The following is a 15,696-nucleotide window of genomic DNA, read 5'->3' as shown; positions in this document are numbered from 1 at the left end:
TATCTTAGTTTTTAAACAACCCGCAACTGATTGTTATACAAACGAGTTGGCAACAAGCAAAATTGAAAATATTATGAAGACAACAAATTTTATTCTACTCTTTCTTATCCCTATAATTTCTCAAAGCCAAAATTTTAATCTTAAAGGTGAATTTTCAGGAGAAAATACTGATCAAATTGTTTTGTTTTATACCGGTATTAACGGAAAAGTAGTGACTGATACTTTACAAGTTAAAAATAATAAATTTCAAACATCTGGAAAGATAAAAGGAATTCAAAGAATATCTGTAGTTGGAAATATGAAGACCAACAGAATGGAAGACCCTAATTTAGGTCATTTCTTTATGGAGCCAGGAAATATAAAAGTTAATTTAAAAGAAAATCAATTTAAAGATTTGATTGTGATCGGTTCAAATTCTCAAAATGAATTTGAGAAAGTTCAAAGCAAAACTAAATCAATCCGCTTGGAATTAGACAGTATCGCTAAAAATAGATCTCAAAATTCTACAAATTTACTTACCTCGGGGAATTATAAAATTCAAAAAATAGAATTGAATTATGCTATTAAAAATCCTGAATCCAGCATAAGCCCATATTTCCTTCATCATTACCAAAGAAGAATTCCCCTCGATTCGGTAAAAACTATATTCAATTCATTCTCTGATCAAAATAAAAATTCAATATATGGAAAGATTATTTATGATCTTATTGATAAAAAAATTCCGCAGGTAAATGATAATGCTCCTGATTTTAAAGCAAAAGATATAAAAGGAAATGAAATTTCACTTGCTAACTACAGAGGTAAATATTTACTAATAGATTTTTGGGCAGATTGGTGCAAGCCGTGTACTGCAAAATTTCCTGAAGTAAAATCATTAATTGAAAAGTATAAAGCCCAAGATTTGAAAGTACTTTTTGTTTCATTTGACAAAACCGAAGAAGAATGGAGAAAAAGTGTTGAAAAACGTAATATAAAGAATTGGGATAATACTTACATTGGATTACGCAACCTAAGTAATAAAGAATCTATTAGTTATAAGTACGATATTCAACCTATTCCTGCGTATATCTTAATAAACAAAAATGGAAAAATAGTTGGTAGATATGATGGTACTTCTAAAACAAACAAAGGTTTTGATGATTTAAAAAATAAGCTCCAAGAATTAATGAAAAGATAGGTAGTATTTGCCAGTTGCCAACAATGCGTATGGTCAATTGCGACTAAATACTCAATCGATATTGGATATTTTTAGCTATATTTATTTTAAGCGGACAAAACCTGGCTAATCAACCCGCAACAGTCCATACTCAAAACCGTTGGCAACAAGCTGAAAATGAAACACGGAATCAAGATTTTATATGGAATTTTAATAATTGGAATATTAGTTTCAATTTTTCACATTTCAAATGACCAAGGTGGTTCGGCTTTAGGAAATATAATAGACGCTTTAACTATTACTTCAATAATTCTATTTCTTTCAACAATCATTTTCATTTTTCTTTCATTTAAAAAAAATATCAGAAAAATAAGCGTTTGGATTTTTCTAATTTTAAGTTGTCCACTTGCACTGATGTCTATGACTCATATGACAAAAGAACTTTCTTTAAAAATGACTGTAACTACAACACCAGATGAGTTTGTATATAGTGTAAGTGTTTCGAAAGATAAATACGAACGAGATAAAATCAGACTTGAAAATCTTGTTGATAGCCTAATAAAAGTTAAGACTGTTCAAAGAACATCAGAATTGACTTTAAGATATTTTAGTGGGAAAACTTATAATGATACAATAGAAAGAGATTTGGCAATTGATTTACCAACAAAACTTAAATATAAAAAATCAATTATCGACACACTATTTTACTCAAAGAATGGAAATGAAATTGTCGCAGGATTACTTATAAACAAAGTGTTAAATGAATATATGGACTATCCAAATGGCGGAATCGAATATTTTGGAAAAGGATTTGAATTTGATAGAAACAATTGGAAACCATTTAAAATGCTGAAATATTCAGTGTCAGGATATGACAATTATAAAGCTTGTTCGGAAAATTTGAGATATTATTACCTCAAAAAAATCGGAACATACGAGAATGAATTTAATATGAACGATATTAGATTTTTAAATCGAACAGAATAGAAAAGCCAGTTGCCAACAATGCGTATAGCCAATTGCGGCTAAATACTTAGTCGATATTCGATGTTTTTAGCTATATTTATTTTAAGCGGACAAAATCTGGAAATCCAGCCCACAACTGTCCATACTCAAGACCGTTAGCAAACAGCAGCAAAAACAAATCACTTGGAGAGAATCAAAAAATTATATATTCAAATAAGAGAGATAGCTAAAAGTAAGGAATTTCTTGAATTGAGATATATTAATCATTTAAAATTGATTTATCCATTGCAAAATTTAAAGTATACAGAATGGGAAAAATTAAATAGAATTATTCCTGATTTGACTCAAAATGAAATGCAAGTTATTGCTGATTCAATAATGGAAATAAAAAACAATAAAAAATCGAACTTCGATACGACCACAATTTATGCACAAATATTTACTCTTTCGGATGATTTAATAGCTGAATATATGCTCGAAAATTTTGATTTTATTGACAATGATTTGCCAAAAAGGATAGAGTTAATCGATGGACTTGCAAATAGATTGAAAATGTTGGAAGGAAAAACAAAGGCGCATACGGAATTTACTAAACAATATGCACTGATTAACAAACTGTATGATAAAGCCGTTTGCTAACAACATATATAACAAATAGCTAAGCTTTTTCTAAACCGGAAATTTTGGTATATTTGGTTAGTCGCCAAATCTTTTGATTTGGCTTTTTGAACTAAAATTAAAAATCAAAACGCAAAAGTTTTGGCTTGTCACGAATCGAAAATTAACTCATTTTTGCTCGCTACTTGCCATATATAATCCCGTTGGCAAACATTATGAAAAAGATTCTGCAAATAACTATACTTCTAATTTCTATATTGACTTTTTCTCAAGAGAAGCTAAGTGGAAAATATTGCTCAATTCCAATTGGAGAGTCAGATGTTGCTTGCATAGACTTTAAAGAAAATAATCAGTTTGAATATTCTGTTGCTGGTTGTTTAGGAACTTCTCATATTGGAACCGGAATTTTTGAATTAAAAAACAAAACTCTAAGATTGACATTTGATAAAAAAGAACAGCCGACAAGAAATATAGTTAATATCAAAGAGGTTAAATCAAATTCTGAAAACATAAAATTTAAATTTGTAATAAAAGATGAAAATGGATTTTCTCTTTACGCAAACGTAGTTGAACAACCTAACATCAAAGGATTTGAAATTTACAAAGAGAAGAATACGATTGAGGTTGAGAAAAAAGATTCTAAAGTCAAATATCATATATTTTCATTGGGCTATGAAATCGTTGAATTGGAATTGGAACATAATTCAAGTAAGTTAATTGAAATTACTATGTTTCCAGTTCAAGCAAAAGTAATTTCAGAAAAAGTGTTTGAATGGAATTTGACAGAAATCAATGATGGTGAATTTAAAACTGGACCAAAAATTTGGAATACATATCGAAAAATAAAAAGATAACGATTTGCCAACAACGTATAACAACAATTGCGGCTTTGTGTCCTGCGGAAACAACCGCGCAAGCATAAAAGTCGGTAATTTTAGCTATCTTAGTTTCCAAACAATCCGCAACTGATTGTTATACAAAACCGTTAGCAACAAGCTAAAACTTAATAGATGAGAAAGAAAATTGGAGAAATTTTAGTACAAATAATACCCGTTATGATTGGCGTTTATTTGGGGTTTCTTTTATCAAATTGGTCGGAAACGAATAAAAGGAAATCTCAAACAAAACTCTTAAGAAAAAATATTAGAACTGAAATGAAATCAAACAAATCAAAAATTTCCGAGGTATTAGATTATCACATAATGCTTAGAGATAGTTCACGAATTATTCAAAATTCAGATAATATTGAAATGGTAACATTGCCGCCGTTTTTTAAGGGAACTCGGACCGTTATTTTAGGTAATGGTGCTTTTGACACAGGAATTCAAACTGGGCTTATCAACAATTTAAAATTTGAAGAAATTCAGGATATTAACGAGGTCTACACTATGCAATCAGCATATAAAGATTTTACTCAACTCATACTGTCAAGTTTGATGATGAAAATTGATTTTAAAGAAAACGATAATGGTGATAGAAAATTTTACGGTTTTTTAGCTGTAACAATGTCAGACATTGTAACTCAAGAAAAGAGACTAATAGAGAATTATAAAAAATTATTGGAAGAGATTGATACGGAATAAAGCCAGTTGCCAACAATGCTAACAACAATTGCGGCTTTGTGTCCGTCGAATAATTTACTAATGATCATAGAAATAAAAAATGAAGAATAAAATCGGTTTCAATATAATTTTTGCAATTTTGGCTTTGCCAATAGGAATGGCATTGCTTCGTGAATTTGATTTCCAAACATTTAGGTTTAGAAAGACGGTTTTAGGTATTATTTACTTAGTTACATTTATTGCCTGTATTTTTTTAATGCTTAAGAAAAAGAAAACAAATAAAAATAATTAGAGAAAAGCCAGTTGCCAACAACGTATAATAGCAATTGCGGCATTTTGCCCTGAGGACAAAACCGCGCAAGCATAATATTCAGTAATTTTAGCTATCTTAGTTTTAAGCAACCCGCAACTGACAATTATACGAAGCCGTTGTACACAATACCCGAAAAATGCCAAGAATAGAACTTCAAACCGAAATAAAAGCTGATAGAAATATCGTGTTTGATCTATCTCGAAGTATTGAGTTACACAAAATATCGACCGGACATACGAATGAAGAAGCAATTGCTGGAAAAATAAGCGGATTAATTGGGATGAATGAAAGTGTGACTTGGCGAGCAAAACACTTTGGAATTTATCAAAAACTGACTTCAAAAATAACGGAATTTGATAAACCGAATTACTTTGAGGACAAAATGGTTAAAGGAGCGTTTGCGGAATTTAAACACGAACATCACTTCGCGGAATCAAATGGAGGAACTTTGATGACCGACTTTTTTGATTATAAATCGCCCTTGGGAATTTTAGGAAAGTTGGCTGACAAGCTCTTTCTCAAAAAATATATGACTGAATTACTGACCGAAAGAAATCGAATTGTAAAAGAGTTTGCGGAATCTGACAAATGGAAAGAGGTGATAAACGAAAAAAGTACTATATGAAAAGAATCAAATCAGATATCCTTTTAGTTCTATTAACAATGTTTACAATCATTAATTGTGGAACTGCAAATGATTTCACTCACAAAAATGGAAATCAAAAAGTCGTACTTGAATTCGAAAACGGAAAAAAGTATTTGGAATATGGAAAATCCACAAAAATTGACTTTACTCTAACGAATATAAAAATTGCAGATTTCAAAGTTATTGGAGTTGGTGTGAGAATTATTGGAATGATGAAAGTACACTAAAAACTGAAATCAAAGTTGCTGAGAAAGAAAGAAAAGATAACATCCTGAATGAACGAATAATGTATGGAGAAAATAAAAAAGAACACAATTTTAAAATTCCAATTAAGTAATTATCAATAAAGTACTGTGTACAACAATGCGTATAGCCAATTGCGGCTAAATACTTATTCGATATTCGATGTTTTTAGCTATATTTATTTTAAACATACAAACCTGGCAAACCAAACCGCAACTGGCCATACTCAAAACCGTTACCACACATTCTCCACAAAAGAAAAACCTGTTAATTTCTTGAACTAACGACAAAAGAAAAAGATTAAAAATGTTAAAGAGAACAGAGAAGTTCAAAAAAATTAACTAATTGATAATCAATAACTAAATTTGACGTTAGTCAGAATTTGAAAACCGCTACTTGAGAATAACTATTTATATATCGATTTTGACATTTTTACTACTTGGATGTTCAAACCCAAAACAAAATTTAATTTTTGTAGAAAATGATTATGAAATTGACCTAACCGACTTGGATTCTGTGCGTGAAAATTTAAATGGATTTTGGATACCTAATAACAATATAAACGGGGAAGAAATTTTATGGTTGAATTTTCATAGAACTAAGAACTTTTCGGAATGGGAAACAATACCCTATACGGAAGAAATTGAACAGACCGAAGAACTTTTTATGGGATCTTGTCCGACATTAGCTGGATTGATAAAACTGAATGGTAAAATCCAAATAGAATTTGTAAGCTTAGGAGGTTCGGATACAACAGAAATTGAATCTTTGAGTAAAACGAAATTCAAAATAGACGGAACAACATATTTAAGACATAAAGGTTATGATTTTTTAAAAACTTGGAATGTTCACGAATATGATTCTGAAAAATAAAAAACGTGTGGTAACAACGCGTATGGTCAATTGCGGCTAAATACTTAATCGATATTCAATGTTTTTAGCTATATTTATTTTAAGCAGACAAAATCTAGCTAATCAAACCGCAACTGGCCATACTCGGAGCCTTTAGCCAAAATAACTTCGGACAAAAACACTCCCTGAAGACTGAACTGACCGCAGAAAAATCCAACACTCGAAATTCGATAAAAACGAAGAATATTTTTAAAAAGAAAAGCGGAAAAAAATCGCTGATAAAACCGATCTGGCCGCAAAAAATTAAAATCAAAATTCGATAAAATCGAACACTATTTTTAATAATCTCTAAAAGTAAAAAATGATTAATTGAAATCCGATATTGTATAAAATTGACTGTTATTTTTAGAGAATAAAGCGGACAAGCACGAGAAAAAATTCTGAAAATTTGAACTTTTAAATGAAATCTGAACTCTAGAATCATCAGCGATACGAAAATCATCACGCAGAACATATCTCTCCCTAAATTTGAATTTAAAATTCAGCTAAAATTGAAAAGCAACACTGGAAAAACTTCAAATTGTAAAATTTCGCTTTAAATTTTAAACTTCAAAACTTCTCTCCCACTCTGAAAACCATTAAAATTTAATCTAAGCCGATATTCGATAAATCTGATAACATTTTCTAAAAGAATAAGAACTAAAAACAAAATTTGGCGTGTCGTTACATTGGCTAACAACGTATAATAGCAATTGCGGCATTTTGTCCTGCGGACAAAACCGCGCAGGCATAATATTCAGTAATTTTAGCTATCTTAGTTTTAAGCAACCCGCAACTGACGATTATACGAAGCCGTTGTAGTGCATTATAAAAAATTGAAAAAAGAATAATAATGAAGAAAAAGAAAATATATTTTGCCGGACCACTTTTTAGTCAAGCAGAAAGAAATTTTAATATTGAACTTACTAAAAAAATTGAAAAATTTAATTTCGAAATATTTCTGCCTCAAAGAGATGGTGCGGAATTAGATAAGCCTCCATTTATAAACATGACTCAGAATGAAAGAAATAATAAAATTTTTGAACTCGATATAAAACAAGTATCAGAATGTGAAATTTTCCTGTTCATATTAGATGGTAGAGTTCCAGATGAAGGTGCTTGTTTTGAATTGGGAATTGCTTATAATCAAAATAAAAAAATAATTGGTCTTCATACAGATATGAGAGCCTCCTTTATTGACTCAAAATTAAATGCAATGATAGAAGGTGCTTTTTATAAAATCTTTACTTCAGAAAAAGAATTATTAAATCATATTATCGAGTTACAAGAAAATGAAACTGAACATTGTTCTAATCAATATTAATACGAGAGATTTTACGTAAAACGCACTACAACAAAGAACTGAGGTAAAAACCAAGTTTTTCTACATTAAATTTGAGACATAAATGATCCACGCTAAAACCTGTATCATCAGATCTTAACTGTTTCATTTTTTGTTTTTTCTTGACCTATACTTTTGCTAAAACAGACACATGGTTTTCATCGTAGGGTAAACCTGATTTAGCAATAGCAAAGGCTTGTTTTAAAAGCTTATTGGCCACGGCGATCAAAGCAAGTTTCTTGCTCTTGCCCTTGGCTACAATACGATCATAAAGAGCCTTACACGCCCTATTGTGCTTGCAAGCATTGAAGGCACACAAAAACAGAAGATTCCGGAGCTTCTGGTTACCTACTTTACTAATCCTGCTTTTGCCTCTTACACTACTCCCTGATTCACGGATCGTTGGGGTAATTCCTACATAACTACAGAGTTCTGATGCCTTCTCAAACTTAGTGAAGCCATCGGTAATCACTACTAAAAATAAAGCAGTCTTGATTCCTATTCCAGGGATACTGGTAAGTAAACTCAGTTGCTGTTGCTGCTCCTGTTTGACAAGCGCAAGTAGACGCTCTTCAATACCCTTGACCTCTTTGTTTAAATGCTTGAGATCTCGCTGTAAAGACCTATAAACATATTTAGAGGGAATACCCAATGATTCTTCTCCGTGAAGTTTATTCTTGGTAGCCGTACGCTTCTTAAGATAACTATCCATAAGTCTGAAGAGTTGCAAGCATTCTGCCTGTACCTCTGTAAGAGAATTATACAGTGGAACTTCAATGGACAACCCATAATGACAGATAGCCTTGGCATCGCTTTTATCTGTCTTTACTTTGGCCAGTTTCATCTGGAGAAAACGCTTGACTGACAAAGGGTTTACTACCGATACCGGTATACTGCTTTTGTAAAGAAACTGTGCAAGTCGATAGTGGTAATAACCTGTGGCTTCCATCACTACAAGGCTATCTTGAGATAATGACTTTAGAAATAAATTAAAGCCGGAAGTGTCATTCTTAAATTGAGAATAACCACAAACACTACCATTAACATCAAAGACATCCTTACTGATGTCAACTCCAAAAGTTTCTTTATATTTATTCATAAGAACTGATTTATGAAAGAGCATACTACCTTTTGCACAACAACTTGAAAACGAGGTCTGGCCTCATAGAACTGAACGTGTTTGAAGTAGTTAAAGAGAGGGGATTATCATTGTTGACGAAGTCTAACGCTTCCACGTATATCTTAACCTTAATCCTCTCTTTGTTCTTTCTGATTTATACTATAAAATTAATGAGAATCAAACTTAAGACGTATAACCGCAATTACGGCGGATTCGACTACGTCCGAATCCACTCGGAATTGCTAACGTCAGTGCTTAACCGAAAAATTTGCGTACTTTAACCCGTAACTGACGGTTATACAAGCCCGTTGCAAAGCATTGCTCTTAACAAGATTATATACTTTAAATTGCCAAAAAAACGCTTTTCAATAAATTTTAAATTATTTTAAAAAAAGAAATGGACAAAAAAACTAAAATAACATTAATAATAATTGGGATTCTGAGTGTATTAGCAGGGATTGGTTTTTATTTCGAAAAACAAGAAAGTATTAATGCTCTTTTTGCTATTTTTATCGGATTTGCTTTAATTGGAACAGTTTTTTTTATAAAGAAGGAGAAATGATGAATAGTTGCAAAGATTGCAATTTAGTTATGGAAGGCAATTTTTGTCCTAATTGTGGAAAACCTAATGAATTAAAAAGAATAAACAAAGAGTACATTTTAAATGAAATTAAAAGTGTATTAAATTTTGACAAAGGTTTTTTTTATTCAATTAGAGAGTTACTCGTAAGACCCGGAAAAACAATTAGAAAATTTATTTTAGAAGATAGAAATCGACTAGTAAAACCCATTGTTTTCATTATAATTTGCTCACTAATTTATACAATTTTGCAACAAGTTTTTCAATTTGAGGATGGATATGTAAATTATAACAATTTGGAGAAAAACACAGTAACAGTAATTATTGATTGGGTTCAAAATAATTACGGCTATGCAAATATTATTATGGGAATTTTTATTGCATTTTGGACAAAAATTTTATTCAGGAAATATCATTATAACTTCTATGAAATTTTAATTCTTTTGTGTTTCGTTATGGGAATGGGAATGCTCATATATTCAATATTTGGAGTTTTAGAAGGATTAACCAGTCTAAAAATTTTACACATAGCAGGAATTATTGGTTTTATCTATATCACTTGGGCAATAGCACAATTTTTTGATAAGAGAAAGAAAATGAATTATCTCAAAGCTTGTTTAGGCTATCTTGTAGGAATGACAACATTCACTGTTTCTGTGGTAGGTTTAGGCTTATTTATTGATTTTATAGCAAATTGAAGGTGAAAATATTCAAGAATTTAAAATATTTAGAACTATCGCAACGCTATGCAACATCGGTTATAGCAAATAGCGGGTTTTTCCGAAAAATTGTAATTTAGGAAATCAAGAAACAAAAGATTAAGCCGACAAATTTGCGTACCAATTCCCGCTACTTGTCCATAACCGTAGCCGACGTCAGGCACAAGCTAAAACAATACGAACAGAAATGACACCGAAACAACAATTAGAATCAATCCTTTCTAACAAATACGAATCGGAAGACGGAGATTTTTATAAGGTAGAATTGTTGGACGGAATGACTGAAAGCAAAATAGAAAACCTGAAAGGTCAGCTTCCGAAAAACAACCTACCCACTGAAATTGAAGAACTACTGAAATTTAGCAAAGGTTTTGAATTTTATGGACTCGAAGAAATCCGTTTTGATGCTTACGGACATTTTGGGTTCGAAGAAATGTTTCCTAACTCAATTCAACTTGCAGGTGATGGATTTGGCAATTTTTGGATTTTAGACATAGACTCCGATGGAAATTGGAATTCAGTTTATTATGTCTGTCACGACCCAACTGTAATTGTAAAACACTCTGAAAATTTAGCTGAATTTATAAAACACGTTGATGAGTTCGGACAAAAAGGAAATGAATCCACCTTAGACATTATTCACGAACAGACCGTAATGGACATTTGGAGCGAAAAAGTTGGAATAATGGAAAAAAATGAAAAGGACTATAACTTTGAAAACAGACAAGTTGAATTGCCAGAAATGTTTTTAGTAGCAGACTTGACTGATAAACCAATAAAAACGGGATTTCCGTGGGGCAAATCAGGACCGAATACAAAAATTATAAGACCGAATGACGAACCGATTTGGATAGTTGAGAAACGAGTAAAACAAAGTTTTCTATCGAGACTTTTCGGTGGAAAGAAATAAAAAGCCAGTGCCTAACACCGTATAACAACAATTGCGGCTTTGTGTCCGGCGGACACAACCGTGCAAGCATAAAAGTCGGTAATTTTAGCTATCTTAGTTTTTAACCAATCCGCAACTGATTGTTATACAAGACCGTTACAAGCAATATAGACAAACTTTATGGTAGAAAAGGAACTTAACGAATTTGACTTTGAAAAAAAATCTGTTCAAGAAATTGAGAAGTTCTTTTCTGAAAAAATTTTAGGACATAGTCGTCCGACAATCAATATTTCTCCAGACGGATTATTTAGAGCAAGAATAATTACTAATACAAAACAAGAAGATTTAGCCACAGTTAAATCTATTTGGTATCCTGACTTTAATGAAATCGATGAAAAATATCATCGCCTGAATAGATGTAGCAATATTGGACAAAACTTTTTTTATTCATCAAATTATTTAGGAGCGACAATTAAAGAATTAAATCCAAATAATGATGATTTGATAATGATTGGCATTTTCCATAAAAAATTTGACGACACCAAAATTCGTTCTCAATACGCAGGGATTGAGGCTTTAAAAACAAATGATAATAGAAATTCTGAATTGAATAAATACAAGTATCCGAGTAAAAAGGATGAACTGATTGAAAAATTTATTTCTTCAAAGTTTCAAGAGAGAGTTAAGAAAGGAGAAGAATTTAAATACAAAGCAAGTATTGCGTTTAGTAATATACTTCTAAAAAATGACGGAATTGATTGTATTATTTACCCAAGTGTTGCATCAGATCTAAAATTTGAAAATTATGGAATAAAAGCAAAATTTGTAGATGATCATTTATATTGTGACAAAGTTTATATTTATCGTGTAATTAAGAACTCAACAGGATTTGAATTAATTCCAATTAGATTTGGAAAAAGAATTTTAGTTGACCGTGAAACACCAAAAAAATCTGTTATTGAGTGGCAAGAAAATTCGGATTTAGATAGAGACAGAAAAATAAAATACTGCTTGTAACAATGTATAACCGCAATTACGGCGGATTCGACTACGTCCGAATCCACTCGGAATTGCGAGCGTCAGTGCTTAATCGAAAAACAGTAACTTAAAACCCGTAACTGACGGTTATACGAGACCGTTAGCCAAAATAACTCCTGACATAAACACCTCCTGAAAACTGAGCTGACCGTAGAATAATAAAAACTCAAAATTCAATAAAAAAAAGAATATTTTTAAAAGGAAAAACGGAAAAACTTGCTGATAAAACCGATCTGGCAGCAAAAAAAATTATAATTAAAATTCGATAAAATCGGACTCTATTTTTAAAGACTTCAAGAATAAAAAACAAAATAAATAAAAGCTAATATTGGATAAAATTGACTGTTATTTTTAGAGAATAAAACTGACTTTAAGCGGACAAGCACGAGAAAAATTTCTGAAAATTTGAACTTTTAAATGAAATCTGAACTCTAGAATCATCAGCGATACGAAAATCATCACGCAGAACATATCTCTCCCTAAATTTGAATTTAAAATTCAGCTAAAATTGAAAAGCAACACTGGAAAAACTTCAAATTGTAAAATTTCGCTTTAAATTTTAAACTTCAAAACTTCTCTCCCACTCTGAAAAGCATTAAAATTTAATCTAAGCCGATATTCGATAAATCTGATAACATTTTCTAAAAGAATAAGAACTAAAAACAAAATTTGGCGTGTCGTTACATTGGCTAACAACGTATAATAGCAATTGCGGCATTTTGTCCTGCGGACAAAACCGCGCAAGCATAATATCCAGTAATTTTAGCTATCTTAGTTTTAAGCAACCCGCAACTGACGATTATACGAAGCCGTTAGCAAAAATTAAAATCGAACTAAATGAGAAAAATTATTCCTATTACATTATTGATTTTATTACCTATTATTTCTTATTCTCAAAAAAAGATGGGAGTTTTAATTGGATTAAATAATTCATCTATATCAGAGGGAGTTTTAGGGCAAGTTTCAATAACAGATAATATGGGGTTTCATTTAGGTGGATTTTATGAATTTGACTTAAATGAAAAGATAAAGTTTAGACCTAAATTAGTGTATTCTCAGCAAGGAAATCGTGATGGAGGTTCTAGTAGTATTGAACATATCGATTATAAATCTAATTATTTTAATATTCCTCTAAATTTTAAATTCTATGAATCAATATATATTCTTGCTGGACCTCAAATTGGAATTTTAGTATCTGAAGAAAAATATTCCCCCTTTATCGAGGGAGAAACTTTTGATTTAGGAATAAACCTAGGGATTGGACACAAAATTAAAGACTTTTTTCTAGAACTAAATTTATATCAAGGATTAACAAAGGCAATTGACAAACCAAATTATGATGGTGAGTTAGTAAAAGGAACAAATACGTTAATTCAAGCTAGTATCGGATATTATATATTTTAAAAATAACTTTTGCTAACAACGTATAATAGCAATTGCGGCATTTAGCCCTGTGGAGAAATTCAAGCAAGCATAAAAATCCGGAATTTTAGCTATCTTAGTTTTCAAACAATCCGCAACTGACGATTATACGAAGACGTTGTAAAAAATAGCTCCGGAACCAATCTCCCGTCAAAAAAAGAACTAATAGCAGATGACTAAAATTCGATAAAATCGTATAAGATTTTTAAAATAAAAATAACAAAATCACGCTCTGAAAAACGATGTGAAAGCAGAATAATAATACTCGAAAATTGATGAAATTTGACTATTTTTTTTAAATCATAAATCGACAAAATCGCTCTCTTAAATTTCAGCAAAACAAATTTCTAACTTAATAAATGAGCAACTCCGCAGATCAGAAATTAGAAAAAATAGTAGTGAAATTGTACAAAATAAGCTACCATTTTATTAGTTTCAGCAGCAACGAATAAAGCTTCTTCCTGCAAACAGAATTAAAAAAGATAATTGAAAATTAAAAAGCCAATAATTACGCTGAAACCGATCGCTCTCAAAAATTATAATTAAAAAATTAAAAAGCAACGCTGAAAAACTTTCAAAAGCTTCTATCCCACTCTGTAAAATACTAAATACATCAAAACTCCTGAAAGCGCATATTCAATAAATCTGAATATAATTTTTAGTTTATTAGAAAAGCAGAAAATAAATATCAGAACGTGTCGCTACATTTTACAACAACGTATAATAGCAATTGCGGCATTTCGTCCTGCGGACAAAACCGCGTTAGCATAATATTCAGTAATTTTAGTTATCTTAGTTTTCAAACAATCCGCAACTGACGATTATACGAAGCCGTTAGGCACAATACGAAAAAATGTACTTTCCTGAAATAGGTTGACTAAAAATTAAACCTTTTAGTACTATACCTAATGAAAGAACAAAATCAACACTGTCGAAAAAATTCCTACAAAAAAGTAGGTTATGATCTCAAGCTACTGATCATTGATCAGATTCAAAATGCACAGATTTCGATCAATCATGCTGCACATAAATATCAAGTTTCCAGAGCTTCTATCTATTATTGGTTAAAAAAATACAGTACATTAGAACAAAAGAAACATGCCATGAGTAAAAAAGAGGAGATTAAAAAACTTAAAGAAAAAATAGAAGAATTAGAGTTTGTAAAAGACTTTCAACAAGACATTATTGCTGATATGGAACTTATCACTGGGGTTGATATGGCAAAAAAGTCTTTACCCAAAACATTAGCAGACGAGATCGAAAAAAAGAAACTAAACCGTTCAAAAGAAAATGGTTGATCCAATGTTTTGGGATTTCTAAACAAGCTTTTTATAAACGATTAAGATCTCACAAAACCAAACAATCGCAACAACAGTTGATCATTCGGCTTATAAAAGAGTACCGAAGTAAGTATGGAATACGTACCGGTGGGATTAAGCTCTATAAGGAATTAAAGGATGATATGAACCGACTCGGTATTAAAATAGGAAGGGATAAATTCTATCACGTAATGCGTATCAACAATCTTTTAGTACCTAAAACAAAGCGATTCCATATCACAACCGATTCAAAACATCGATTCTTTAAATATAAAAACATGATAAAGAATAAAGTACCTAGTAGACCTGAACAACTTTGGGTAAGTGATATCACCTATATCAAAACACAGAGTGGCCATAGTTACCTGGCTCTGGTCACAGACGCCTATTCAAAGCGAATTATGGGGTACAAACTAGCAAGCCATATGAAAACCTCCCTGTGTGTAGATGCACTTAAAATGGCGCTTAAAAATAGAAAATACAAGAATCAGAAACTCATCCATCATTCCGATCGCGGAATCCAGTATTGTAATCCACTATATACCGGTTTCGCTGAGCAAGAAGGAATACTTATGAGTATGACCGAAAAGTATGATCCCTATGAAAATGCGATAGCAGAACGCATTAACAGAACACTCAAATATGAATACGATCTAAAACGTACCTTAAAAAACACTAAATTAGCCAAGAAGATGGTCAAACGAGCAGTGGAAATTTATAATAACAAAAGACCACATTTTAGTCTCAAATTGAACACCCCTAACTTTGTTCATTTGAATAAAAATGTAGACTATCATTCCTACAAAAGAAACAAACAAAATTTAGAAGTATTGACCATTTAAACTGTCAAAAATTAAAGCAAAAATGGTCAA

Annotated in this window: 18 protein-coding genes; 17 read left to right on the top strand and 1 reads right to left on the bottom strand. The window is 31.1% G+C overall.

Annotated features, from left to right (window positions below):
- Positions 1–73: 73 nt before the first annotated feature.
- The 10 genes from PBT89_RS07685 to PBT89_RS07640 all read left to right on the top strand — a co-directional run bounded on the left by PBT89_RS07685 (position 74) and on the right by PBT89_RS07640 (position 7,719).
- The gene (locus tag PBT89_RS07685) at positions 74–1,177 is read left to right on the top strand and encodes a TlpA disulfide reductase family protein (protein WP_270064129.1); all 1,104 of its coding nucleotides are present in this window, start codon (positions 74–76) and stop codon (positions 1,175–1,177) included.
- Positions 1,178–1,333: 156 nt separating this feature from the next.
- Positions 1,334–2,143, top strand: a complete 810-nt coding sequence (locus PBT89_RS07680) for a hypothetical protein (RefSeq protein ID WP_270064128.1) — start codon at positions 1,334–1,336, stop codon at positions 2,141–2,143.
- Between the two features lie 162 nt (positions 2,144–2,305).
- Complete coding sequence (locus PBT89_RS07675; RefSeq protein WP_270064127.1) at positions 2,306–2,761, top strand: hypothetical protein; 456 nt, start codon at positions 2,306–2,308, stop codon at positions 2,759–2,761.
- A gap of 194 nt (positions 2,762–2,955) precedes the next feature.
- On the top strand, positions 2,956–3,594 hold the full coding sequence (locus PBT89_RS07670; RefSeq protein ID WP_270064126.1) for a hypothetical protein: 639 nt from the start codon (positions 2,956–2,958) through the stop codon (positions 3,592–3,594).
- A 156-nt stretch (positions 3,595–3,750) separates the two neighbouring features.
- A complete protein-coding gene (locus PBT89_RS07665) occupies positions 3,751–4,323 on the top strand; it encodes a hypothetical protein (RefSeq protein ID WP_270064125.1) in 573 nt (190 codons plus the stop codon).
- A gap of 79 nt (positions 4,324–4,402) precedes the next feature.
- Entirely contained in the window at positions 4,403–4,594 is a 192-nt protein-coding gene (locus PBT89_RS07660; RefSeq protein ID WP_270064124.1) for a hypothetical protein, read from the top strand.
- 157 nt (positions 4,595–4,751) lie between these two features.
- Positions 4,752–5,240: an SRPBCC family protein gene (locus PBT89_RS07655; protein ID WP_270064123.1), complete on the top strand. Its 489-nt coding sequence runs from the start codon at positions 4,752–4,754 to the stop codon at positions 5,238–5,240.
- Positions 5,237–5,488: a hypothetical protein gene (locus PBT89_RS07650; RefSeq protein WP_270064122.1), complete on the top strand. Its 252-nt coding sequence runs from the start codon at positions 5,237–5,239 to the stop codon at positions 5,486–5,488. Before PBT89_RS07655 ends, PBT89_RS07650 begins: the two co-directional genes overlap by 4 nt.
- Before the next feature lie 439 nt (positions 5,489–5,927).
- Positions 5,928–6,377 carry a hypothetical protein gene (locus PBT89_RS07645; protein ID WP_270064121.1) on the top strand — a complete coding sequence of 150 codons (450 nt, stop codon included), beginning with the start codon at positions 5,928–5,930 and terminating at the stop codon, positions 6,375–6,377.
- Between the two features lie 871 nt (positions 6,378–7,248).
- On the top strand, positions 7,249–7,719 hold the full coding sequence (locus PBT89_RS07640; RefSeq protein WP_270064120.1) for a nucleoside 2-deoxyribosyltransferase: 471 nt from the start codon (positions 7,249–7,251) through the stop codon (positions 7,717–7,719).
- Positions 7,720–7,864: 145 nt separating this feature from the next.
- On the opposite strand, the gene PBT89_RS07635 is transcribed toward PBT89_RS07640, so the two are convergent.
- Positions 7,865–8,836, bottom strand: a complete 972-nt coding sequence (locus PBT89_RS07635) for an IS110 family transposase (RefSeq protein ID WP_270064036.1) — start codon at positions 8,834–8,836, stop codon at positions 7,865–7,867.
- Positions 8,837–9,254: 418 nt separating this feature from the next.
- Here PBT89_RS07635 and PBT89_RS07630 point away from each other — a divergent pair, with 418 nt between their 5' ends.
- The 7 genes from PBT89_RS07630 to PBT89_RS07600 all read left to right on the top strand — a co-directional run bounded on the left by PBT89_RS07630 (position 9,255) and on the right by PBT89_RS07600 (position 15,666).
- Positions 9,255–9,419 carry a hypothetical protein gene (locus tag PBT89_RS07630; RefSeq protein WP_270064119.1) on the top strand — a complete coding sequence of 55 codons (165 nt, stop codon included), beginning with the start codon at positions 9,255–9,257 and terminating at the stop codon, positions 9,417–9,419.
- Positions 9,416–10,135: a DUF3667 domain-containing protein gene (locus PBT89_RS07625; protein WP_270064118.1), complete on the top strand. Its 720-nt coding sequence runs from the start codon at positions 9,416–9,418 to the stop codon at positions 10,133–10,135. The genes PBT89_RS07630 and PBT89_RS07625 overlap by 4 nt, the downstream gene beginning before the upstream one ends.
- A 208-nt stretch (positions 10,136–10,343) precedes the next feature.
- Complete coding sequence (locus tag PBT89_RS07620) at positions 10,344–11,066, top strand: SMI1/KNR4 family protein (RefSeq protein ID WP_270064117.1); 723 nt, start codon at positions 10,344–10,346, stop codon at positions 11,064–11,066.
- A 159-nt stretch (positions 11,067–11,225) separates the two neighbouring features.
- Positions 11,226–12,062, top strand: coding sequence for a hypothetical protein (locus tag PBT89_RS07615; protein ID WP_270064116.1), 837 nt, complete (start codon positions 11,226–11,228; stop codon positions 12,060–12,062).
- 858 nt (positions 12,063–12,920) lie between these two features.
- On the top strand, positions 12,921–13,487 hold the full coding sequence (locus PBT89_RS07610; protein WP_270064115.1) for an outer membrane beta-barrel protein: 567 nt from the start codon (positions 12,921–12,923) through the stop codon (positions 13,485–13,487).
- 926 nt (positions 13,488–14,413) lie between these two features.
- Positions 14,414–14,803: a helix-turn-helix domain-containing protein gene (locus PBT89_RS07605; protein ID WP_270064114.1), complete on the top strand. Its 390-nt coding sequence runs from the start codon at positions 14,414–14,416 to the stop codon at positions 14,801–14,803.
- Entirely contained in the window at positions 14,800–15,666 is an 867-nt protein-coding gene (locus PBT89_RS07600; RefSeq protein ID WP_270064113.1) for an IS3 family transposase, read from the top strand. The genes PBT89_RS07605 and PBT89_RS07600 overlap by 4 nt, the downstream gene beginning before the upstream one ends.
- The last annotated feature ends 30 nt before the right edge of the window (positions 15,667–15,696 follow it).

Source organism: Zunongwangia sp. HRR-M8, assembly GCF_027594405.1.
In the GTDB taxonomy this organism is placed as follows: domain Bacteria; phylum Bacteroidota; class Bacteroidia; order Flavobacteriales; family Flavobacteriaceae; genus Zunongwangia.
This window is presented reverse-complemented; position numbering and strand designations above follow the sequence as displayed.

What these genes read in the sequence shown, in the direction of transcription:
- PBT89_RS07685 (WP_270064129.1), top strand. Translation starts at nt 74, where the DNA reads ATGAAGACAACAAATTTTATTCTACTCTTTCTTATCCCTATAATTTCT.
- PBT89_RS07680 (WP_270064128.1), top strand. Translation starts at nt 1,334, where the DNA reads ATGAAACACGGAATCAAGATTTTATATGGAATTTTAATAATTGGAATA.
- PBT89_RS07670 (WP_270064126.1), top strand. Translation starts at nt 2,956, where the DNA reads ATGAAAAAGATTCTGCAAATAACTATACTTCTAATTTCTATATTGACT.
- PBT89_RS07665 (WP_270064125.1), top strand. Translation starts at nt 3,751, where the DNA reads ATGAGAAAGAAAATTGGAGAAATTTTAGTACAAATAATACCCGTTATG.
- PBT89_RS07660 (WP_270064124.1), top strand. Translation starts at nt 4,403, where the DNA reads ATGAAGAATAAAATCGGTTTCAATATAATTTTTGCAATTTTGGCTTTG.
- PBT89_RS07655 (WP_270064123.1), top strand. Translation starts at nt 4,752, where the DNA reads ATGCCAAGAATAGAACTTCAAACCGAAATAAAAGCTGATAGAAATATC.
- PBT89_RS07650 (WP_270064122.1), top strand. Translation starts at nt 5,237, where the DNA reads ATGAAAAGAATCAAATCAGATATCCTTTTAGTTCTATTAACAATGTTT.
- PBT89_RS07640 (WP_270064120.1), top strand. Translation starts at nt 7,249, where the DNA reads ATGAAGAAAAAGAAAATATATTTTGCCGGACCACTTTTTAGTCAAGCA.
- PBT89_RS07635 (WP_270064036.1), bottom strand. Translation starts at nt 8,836, where the DNA reads ATGAATAAATATAAAGAAACTTTTGGAGTTGACATCAGTAAGGATGTC.
- PBT89_RS07630 (WP_270064119.1), top strand. Translation starts at nt 9,255, where the DNA reads ATGGACAAAAAAACTAAAATAACATTAATAATAATTGGGATTCTGAGT.
- PBT89_RS07625 (WP_270064118.1), top strand. Translation starts at nt 9,416, where the DNA reads ATGATGAATAGTTGCAAAGATTGCAATTTAGTTATGGAAGGCAATTTT.
- PBT89_RS07620 (WP_270064117.1), top strand. Translation starts at nt 10,344, where the DNA reads ATGACACCGAAACAACAATTAGAATCAATCCTTTCTAACAAATACGAA.
- PBT89_RS07615 (WP_270064116.1), top strand. Translation starts at nt 11,226, where the DNA reads ATGGTAGAAAAGGAACTTAACGAATTTGACTTTGAAAAAAAATCTGTT.
- PBT89_RS07610 (WP_270064115.1), top strand. Translation starts at nt 12,921, where the DNA reads ATGAGAAAAATTATTCCTATTACATTATTGATTTTATTACCTATTATT.
- PBT89_RS07605 (WP_270064114.1), top strand. Translation starts at nt 14,414, where the DNA reads ATGAAAGAACAAAATCAACACTGTCGAAAAAATTCCTACAAAAAAGTA.